At 61.9% G+C, this 7,738-nt stretch carries 8 protein-coding genes; 2 read left to right on the top strand and 6 right to left on the bottom strand.

Annotation, left to right across the window (positions count from 1 at the left end):
• Window positions 1-283: 283 nt before the first annotated feature.
• The 5 genes from JQ597_RS33895 to JQ597_RS33875 form a co-directional block, all read right to left on the bottom strand.
• On the bottom strand, window positions 284-820 hold the full coding sequence (locus tag JQ597_RS33895) for an REP-associated tyrosine transposase (protein WP_212269758.1): 537 nt from the start codon (window positions 818-820) through the stop codon (window positions 284-286).
• A 74-nt stretch (window positions 821-894) separates the two neighbouring features.
• The gene (locus tag JQ597_RS33890) at window positions 895-1,356 is read right to left on the bottom strand and encodes a DUF3237 domain-containing protein (protein ID WP_212269757.1); all 462 of its coding nucleotides are present in this window, start codon (window positions 1,354-1,356) and stop codon (window positions 895-897) included.
• A gap of 4 nt (window positions 1,357-1,360) precedes the next feature.
• Entirely contained in the window at window positions 1,361-2,677 is a 1,317-nt protein-coding gene (locus JQ597_RS33885; protein ID WP_211999387.1) for a TRAP transporter large permease, read from the bottom strand.
• Window positions 2,678-2,683: 6 nt separating this feature from the next.
• Window positions 2,684-3,193 (bottom strand): TRAP transporter small permease, encoded by a 510-nt coding sequence (locus tag JQ597_RS33880; protein WP_192737094.1) that lies wholly within the window; start codon window positions 3,191-3,193, stop codon window positions 2,684-2,686.
• Window positions 3,194-3,433: 240 nt separating this feature from the next.
• Window positions 3,434-4,450, bottom strand: a complete 1,017-nt coding sequence (locus JQ597_RS33875) for a TRAP transporter substrate-binding protein (RefSeq protein WP_212269756.1) — start codon at window positions 4,448-4,450, stop codon at window positions 3,434-3,436.
• A gap of 268 nt (window positions 4,451-4,718) precedes the next feature.
• Here JQ597_RS33875 and pobA point away from each other — a divergent pair, with 268 nt between their 5' ends.
• Both pobA and JQ597_RS33865 read left to right on the top strand, forming a co-directional pair.
• A complete protein-coding gene (pobA, locus tag JQ597_RS33870) occupies window positions 4,719-5,888 on the top strand; it encodes a 4-hydroxybenzoate 3-monooxygenase (protein ID WP_212269755.1) in 1,170 nt (389 codons plus the stop codon).
• A gap of 335 nt (window positions 5,889-6,223) precedes the next feature.
• Window positions 6,224-6,649, top strand: a complete 426-nt coding sequence (locus JQ597_RS33865) for a PaaI family thioesterase (RefSeq protein WP_212269754.1) — start codon at window positions 6,224-6,226, stop codon at window positions 6,647-6,649.
• Window positions 6,650-6,788: 139 nt separating this feature from the next.
• Here the strand turns inward: JQ597_RS33865 and JQ597_RS33860 are convergent, their stop codons facing one another.
• The gene (locus tag JQ597_RS33860; RefSeq protein WP_212269753.1) at window positions 6,789-7,682 is read right to left on the bottom strand and encodes a LysR family transcriptional regulator; all 894 of its coding nucleotides are present in this window, start codon (window positions 7,680-7,682) and stop codon (window positions 6,789-6,791) included.
• Window positions 7,683-7,738: the final 56 nt, after the last annotated feature.

Below are 7,738 nucleotides of genomic sequence, written 5' to 3'. Positions count from 1 at the left end.
AGGCGTAAACCAGCGTCCACCGCAACCCGTCCAACGTCCGTGACGACGGCCGACGCCCTCTGAGTGGGACGGGATGGCAAACATTTGCACCTGATTTTCCTTCTGTAAAAGCGAAATATTTTTGATTCTGGGGCTTGACGCGGTTTCCGTAAATCAGAACTGATTTGCCCGTCGGGTTGTTTTGTCGCATGCACGTATCGAAATTGGGCTTGCATGCCAAGCGACGCAGTTTCGTAGGATGGGTTGAGCTCTTCGCGAAACCCATCATCTTGATCAGCGAAATCTATCCCCGTTCGCCGAAATCTGCATTCTCGTTAACAACCGTGCCTGCCCAATCTCCGGGATAAACTCCTAGCTTCACCATGCGATGGAACGACGAAAAGGGCCAATCCCGAGCCCGCGCGACGAGACCATGTTTCACCGGGTTGATATGGATGTAGTCGACGTGGCGCTCAAAGTCGGCTTCGTCGCGAACGGTATGTTCCCAATACCGCCGTTGCCAGATGCCGCGCTCGCCTTTGGCCGCGCGGCTCCCGGAAATCTGCTCGCCGGCCGGCAGGCTGTGCGAGAACACCGATTTGATAAGCCGCCAGCGCGTGGCAAAATTGGCGTCGCCCTCGGGGAGTGTCCATACCGCGTGGAGGTGATCGGGCAGAACGACCATGGCGTCGATCGTGAACGGATGCTGCTGCCGCACCTTTCGAAACGATATGCGCAATTCATCGATGTGCTCTGTCAGAAGGCGCAGCCGTCGATCCGCAAGATTGACGGTGAAGAAGAAGCAGCCTCCAGCAACGAAGTTGCGACGATAGCCGGTCATACAGGCACGCTCGCGCGGCAAGGTGATGGGTTTCGCGAAGGGCTCAACCCATCCTACGGTCTATTCCGAAAGCCCTACAACACCTGATGCACGTCGATGACGACGCGGTCGGTGTGGCGGGCGGCGGAGCCGATGAAGAGGTTTTCCATCAGCCAGCGGTATTTTTCGTGGCCGGTCTCGAATTTCGGCACGGTGCGGAAGTAGATCAGCTTGGGATCGACCGGCTCGCCGCGCTTCAGCTTCTGCAGCAGATCGACCGGGCCGAAACGCAGGCCCTTGTTCTCGACATAGACGGTCGCGCCGTCGTCGGTCTCGAAGGCGTATTTGGCTTCCAGTTCGATCAGTTCATTGGGCCGGATGATCTGGAAGTCCGCGCCGAACGCGCAGACCTTTCCGTTGACGCCTTCGCCGCGCACCTCGCCGCCGAGGATCGGGATGATCCGGCGCACGCCGTGACCGGTTTCGCCGGCCGATGTCACTTCGCCGATGCGGACGGTGAGCGTGAAGACATACTTTGTCTCGAGCTGAGGCTTCATCGGGTTAACCCATCATGCGTTGCGGCAGCCAGAGCGCCAGGATCGGAAATGCAATCAGGATCACGAGGCGGATCAGGTCGGTCACGACGAACGGGATCACGCCGCGGAAGATGGTGGTGAACGACACGTCCTTGACCACGCTCTTGATGACAAAGACGTTCATGCCGACCGGCGGATGGATCAGGCCGAGTTCCACCGTCATCACGATGATGACGCCGAACCAGATCGGGTCAAAACCGAGATGCATGATGACCGGGAAGATGATCGGCACCGTCAGGATGATCATGGCCATCGCGTCCATCAGGCAGCCCAGCACCAGGTACATCACCATGATCAGCGCGAGGATGCCGTAGGGGCCGAGCCCGAGGCCGGTGAGCAGTTCGGTGACCTTTTGCGGGGTCTGCGTCACCGTGAGGAAATAGCCGAAGATCAGGGCGCCGATCAGCACGGTGAAGACGGCCGCGGCGGTGCGGGTCGCCTGCAGCAGCGAGTTCAGGATTTTTTCCTTGTTCAGCCGTCCGGTGAGCACGCCGATCAGGAACGCGCCGGTGGCGCCGACGCCGCCGGCTTCCGTCGGCGTAAAGCGCGGCAGGAACGGCAGGCCGTAAAGTCCGCCGATCACGAAGACGAACAACAAGACCGGCGCCCAGATGTCTTTCAGGCCGGCAAAGCGCTCGCGCCAGGTGGTTTGCGGCCCCTTCGGCAGGAAGTCGGGCCGGAACCAGCCGATCAGCGAGATCGTGATCATGTACATGGCCATGGCGAGCAGGCCTGGAATGATGCCGGCCATGAACAGCTTGCCGATGTCCTGCTCGGTGATGATGCCGTAGACCGCCAGCACCGTCGACGGCGGCAGCATCGCGCCCAACGTGCCGCCGGCCGCGATCACGCCGGTGGCGAAGGATTGCGGATAGCCGAAGCGGCGCATTTCCGGATAGGCGACGGCGGAGAATGTCGCGGCCGTCGCCACCGACGAGCCGCAGATTGCGGCAAAGCCGCCGCAGGCCGCGACCGTGGCGATGCCGAGGCCGCCGCGCAGATGGCCGACAAAGCCGTTGGCGGCGCGAAACAGCTCGCGGCTCATTCCGGAGTTGCTGACGAAGGCGCCCATCAGCAGGAACATCGGAATGACGCCGAACGTATAGTCGGTCACCGTGCGCATCGAGGTCTGGCCGACCATTTTCAGCGCCGGGGTAAAGCCGACGAGATATCCAAAGCCGGTGACGCCGACGAGGCCCATCGCCATGCCCACCGGCACGCGCAGCAGCATCAGCGCGAACAGCGCGACAAATCCGAGAATGGCGACGGCGTCGGTGCTCATGATGCCCTACTCTACCGTGGTTTCTTTGGCATCATGGATGTCTTCCGGATGGAAGATCAGGCGGTAGGTGCGGATCGCGATCAGCAGCACCGCCGAGGCGTCGCCGGCCCACGCGATCGCGAAGAACGGCCAGGTCGGCATCCGCATGTCGAAGGTCAGGACGTTGTCGTTGTAGGTGCCCTGCACCTTGTCGAACAGCGTCCAGGTCTGTACCGCCACCACGAACAGCAGCACCAGCGTCGCGAACACGTCGATCATCCGCTGGTATTTCGGACCGACATTGGCCCAGACCAGATCGACCGTGATGTGCCCGCCGCGATAGCTGGTCGCCGCGATGCCCCAGAAGATCAGGATGCCGAGCATCATGCGGCCGATGTCGAAGGAATCCGGGATCGAATAGTTGAAGATGTTACGCAGCAGCACGGCCAGGAAAATGTTGGCGGCGACGATGCCGACAAATGCCGCCGCTATCCATTCGATCGTATCGATGAAACGATCCATCGAAGCGCGATTCATGTGGGGAGGTCCTAAGACTTAAGCGAGTTGATGAAAATTCGGTGGTGCCTAGAACTCAGTTCACCTCTCCCGCTTGCGGGGGAGGTACAGGCCGCCTTCGGCGGTTAACAGGAACGCCGAAGCGAAGCTTCGGCTATGGCGAAGCGCCGGGTGAGGGCTCTCTCCACACGAAGATTCTCACTGCGGCGGCACCCCCACCCCGCCCTCCCCCGCAAGCGGGAGAGGGAGACCACGAGTCTTTTACTGCGCCAGGGCGTTGTGCTTGGTCAGTTCGGCGCGAAGCTCGGTCATCGCCGCATCCGGGTCGCCGCCGGCTTTCTTGACATTGTCCGCCCAGGTCTTGACCAGCGGCTCGGACGCCTTCTTCCACAGCGCGGTCTGCTCCGGCGACAGTTTGTAGACTTCGTGGTCGGGCAGCGCCTTGATCTTTGCGACACCGGAGTTCTCGTAGATGCCCCAGGGTTCGCCGACGCGGCCGGCGGCCTCGGTGTTGCAGTTGTTGTCGATCGCCTTCTTCTGGCGATCGGACATCTGGTTGTACTTGTCCTTGTTCATCACGAAGGCAAAGGTCGTGACATAGATCGGCGCCTCGATGTGATACTTCGTCACCTTGTCGATGCCGAACAGCAGCACCGATCCCCACGGGAAGGTGACGGCGTCGGCGACGCCGCGCTCGATAATGTCGCGGACCTCAGGCGCCGACGACTGCACGTTGGTGCCGCCGAGCAGGGTCACGTAATTCGCCATGGTGGCGTGGGCGGGACGGATCTTCATGCCCTTGATGTCGTCGGGCACCACGATCTTCTTGGTGCGCGAATGGAACGTGGAGGGTGAGTGAATGAAGCCGAGGCAGAACTTGACGTCCTTCATCTCCTTCTCGGCATATTTGCGGTACCAGGCGTCGAGCGCCATCGAGCCGCCCTTGGCGTCCGACATCAGGAACGGCAGTTCGCCGGCGCCGATGATCGGGAAGCGGCCAGGCTGGTAACCCGGATTGATGTAGGTGACGTCGGCGATGCCGTCGCGCGCCATGTCGTAATGGTCGAACGCCTTGCCGAGCTGCTGGGCCGGGAACACCTTGTATTTGATGGTGCCGCCGGATTCCTTTTCGACCGCGGAGCCCCAGTCTTCCAGCGCCTTCTGCAGCGGGTGCGACGCCGGCACCCAATGCGACAATTTCAACTCGAAGTTTTTTTCCTGCGCCATCGCAGGCGTTACACTGGCAGCAAGCAGCAGCGCCAAAAACGCTTTTCTCATCGACATTCTCTCCCTTTGCGCATGAAGGCGGGCTTGGCGCCCGGTCTCGTTATTTAACATGTTATATAGTTGGTGCGGCTTTTCAAGCCGAGTTCGGTGCGGCGCTTCCACGCGTCCGCCGACAGGACGGCCTTGCGGTGCAGCGCAACAAACGACAAGGTTTCGCGCCAACGCTCTTTGCGAAAATTGTTATATGATATAATTATCATTTCAACACCTCGCGCAAGCGTCGGCGTGCCAATCTGTATCAGACCATGGGAGCAAGCAATTGCGGACTAAAGTCGCAATCATAGGTGCCGGGCCGGCTGGATTGTTGCTTGGGCAACTACTTCACCGCTACGGCATCGATAACGTCATTCTCGAGCGCCAGACCCCGGAATATGTGCTCGGCCGCATTCGTGCCGGCGTGCTGGAAGCCGGCACCGTGGCGCTGCTCGACGAGGTCGGCGCCGGGACGCGCGTCCATCGCGAGGGCCTGGTGCACCATGGCGTGGAACTGGCCTTCGGCGGCGTGCGGCACCGCATCGACTTGCATGCCGCCACCGGCAAGGCGGTGACGATCTACGGCCAGACCGAGGTGACGCTCGACCTGATGAACGCACGCAAGGCGGCCGGCCTCACCACGGTCTATCAGGCCAGCGAGGTCAAGCCGCATGATTTCGATACCGACCGTCCGCGCGTCACCTACACCAAGGACGGGGTTGCCCACGAAATCGACTGCGACTTCATCGCCGGCTGCGACGGATTTCACGGCGTCAGCCGCGCCAGCGTCAAACCCTCGGCGATCCAGACCTTTGAGCGGATCTACCCGTTCGGCTGGCTCGGGATTCTTTCCGAAACGCCGCCGGTCAGCCACGAATTGATCTATTCCAACCATGCGCGGGGCTTTACACTGTGCTCCATGCGCTCGACCCAGCGCAGCCGCTATTACGTGCAATGCCCGCTCGACGACCATATCGACCAGTGGCCGGACGAGCGGTTCTGGGACGAGTTGAAGCGCAGGCTCGACCAGAAGGCGGTCGATGAACTCGTCACCGGGCCGTCGATCGAAAAGAGCATCGCGCCGTTGCGCAGCTTCGTCGCCGAGCCGATGCGGTTCGGAAAAATGTTCCTGGCCGGCGACGCCTCGCACATCGTGCCGCCGACCGGCGCCAAGGGATTGAATCTGGCGGCCAGCGACGTGCATTACCTCTCGAGCGCGCTGCGCGAATATTACGACGAGAAATCCAGTGCCGGGATCGACAATTATTCGGCGAAGGCGCTGACGCGAGTCTGGAAGGCGGTGCGGTTCTCGTGGTGGATGACGTCGATGCTGCACAAATTCCCGGATCAGGGCGAGTTCGGCGCGCGGATTCAGCTCGCGGAGCTGGAATATCTGGTCAGCTCAAAAGCCGCGTCGGCGTCGCTGTCGGAGAATTATGTGGGTTTGCCGTTGTAGACATTCGCGTGGTGGCTATCCCTCATGGTGAGGAGCGCGTCTTCGCGCGTCTCCGGACGATGCTCCGCATCGCCGAGCGAACCATGAGGCCCGCGGCCCATCCTTCGAGACGCCGCTTCGCGGCTCCTCCAGCGACAACGGCGAAGCCGTTGCGCGGGGATGAGGCTGAGTTTGTTGCTGGCTCGGGTGACTCTGCCTGCGCTTACGACACAATCACGGCTCTGCCGCAGGCGTTTCAAACGGGTGCCGAAATCCCGTTTAAAACTTTGTAGGCGGTGACTTCGCAGGCGCGTTGCGTTCAATGACGAGAGACATCGTCAGCACGTGAGCCACACATGACCGCGACCGAAATCCCCGATGGTTTTGAGCTTCACACCCGCAAGAGCCCACTCACCGAGCCATGGGAGCCGCTTTATGCCAAGCGGACCGACAAGGCCGTGGTCATCGGGCTGCGACTTGCAAAACCGCACACCAACGGCCGCGGCCTGATTCATGGCGGGCTGATCGCGGCCCTCTCCGACAACGCGATGGGCTATAGCTGCGCGCAGGCGACGAACTGGACGACGTCATTCGTGACGATCGGGCTCGCGGTTGACTTCGTCGGCACCGCGGAGGTCGGGCAATGGCTTGCGATCGAGACCGAGGTGATCAAGACCGGCCGCACGATTTGCTTTGCGCAGAGCCTGATCAAAGCCGACGACGTCGTGATCGCGCGGGCCAATGCGACGTTCCGCGTGGTGCCGAAGAAAGTTGATGCGTAGGGGCTTACCTCGTGTCCCGGGCGCGGTGCGGCGTTCTTTACGCCGCTCCGCAGAACCGGGACCCACGCGGAGAGATGGGCCCCGGCTCTGCAGCGCACCGCAAGCGCGCTGCGCTGCGTCCGGGGCACGAGATTTCTGTCTAGCCAAAATGCCAATCCGCAGTCTCGGTCACGAGATCAATGAATGTCCGCACCTTGGCCGACAGCAGCCGCGAGGTCGGATAGACGATGTGGATCGGCAGCGCCGGCTGCTCGAATTCCGCCAGCACGATTCGGAGCCTTCCCGCTTTCAGTGAATCGGCGGCCTGATAGGCCAGCACCCGGGTCAGGCCCCCGCCCGCTTCCGCATACTGGATCGCGGCGTCGGCGCTGTTGGAGGTAAACCGCGGCGTGCTCGAGACGCGGATCTCACGGCCTTCGGCGGCAAAGCGCCAGTCCGGTGCGGCGGTCATGGCGCCGAAATGGATGGTATCGTGCGTAGCGATCGCCTCCGGCGTTTTGGGCTCCCCGCGCCGCTTGAGATAATCCTTCGAGGCCACCACGATCCGCCGCATCTCGCCGACATGGCGCGCGACCAGCGTCGAGTCCGGCAAATGGCCGATCCGTACCGCGAGGTCGACGCCCTCTTCCACCAGATTGATCATGCGGTCCGATAGCCTGAGATCCGCCGAGACGTCGGGATAGCGCTTCAGATAGGCCGTCATCACAGGGCTGACGTGAAGCCGGCCAAAGCCGTTCGGGGCGGATACCGCCAGCCGGCCGCCCGGCCTGGTGCGCTCGCCCTCGGCGGCGCTTTCGGCTTCCTCGACATCACTGAGGATCTGGCGGGCGCGCTCGAGGTAACGGGCGCCGGTATCCGTGAGCGTCAGGGATCGGGTGGTCCGCTGCAGCAGCCGGGCGCCGAGACGGTCCTCCAGCGCCGCGATCAGCCGCGTCACGCCTGATGGCGACAGCCCTAGCTTGCGCGCGGCAGGGGCAAAGCCCTGCAAATCGGCGACGGTGACAAAGGCCTGCATGGCTTCGATACGGTCCATGCCCATTATTTCATATATTGCAATAGTGTCGTGTCAATCGGGATGATTGTTTTAAA

The sequence above is a fragment of the Bradyrhizobium sp. AUGA SZCCT0177 genome (assembly GCF_018130125.1).
Lineage (GTDB): Bacteria > Pseudomonadota > Alphaproteobacteria > Rhizobiales > Xanthobacteraceae > Bradyrhizobium.
The sequence above is the reverse complement of the archived record's forward strand: the minus strand, read 5'-3'. Positions and strand labels throughout refer to the sequence as shown.

Bases quoted from the DNA above. Each gene is read 5' to 3' on its own strand.
- JQ597_RS33860 (WP_212269753.1), bottom strand. From the start codon at position 7,682: ATGGACCGTATCGAAGCCATGCAGGCCTTTGTCACCGTCGCCGATTTG.
- JQ597_RS33885 (WP_211999387.1), bottom strand. From the start codon at position 2,677: ATGAGCACCGACGCCGTCGCCATTCTCGGATTTGTCGCGCTGTTCGCG.
- JQ597_RS33895 (WP_212269758.1), bottom strand. From the start codon at position 820: ATGACCGGCTATCGTCGCAACTTCGTTGCTGGAGGCTGCTTCTTCTTC.
- JQ597_RS33875 (WP_212269756.1), bottom strand. From the start codon at position 4,450: ATGAGAAAAGCGTTTTTGGCGCTGCTGCTTGCTGCCAGTGTAACGCCT.
- JQ597_RS33865 (WP_212269754.1), top strand. From the start codon at position 6,224: ATGACCGCGACCGAAATCCCCGATGGTTTTGAGCTTCACACCCGCAAG.
- JQ597_RS33880 (WP_192737094.1), bottom strand. From the start codon at position 3,193: ATGAATCGCGCTTCGATGGATCGTTTCATCGATACGATCGAATGGATA.
- JQ597_RS33890 (WP_212269757.1), bottom strand. From the start codon at position 1,356: ATGAAGCCTCAGCTCGAGACAAAGTATGTCTTCACGCTCACCGTCCGC.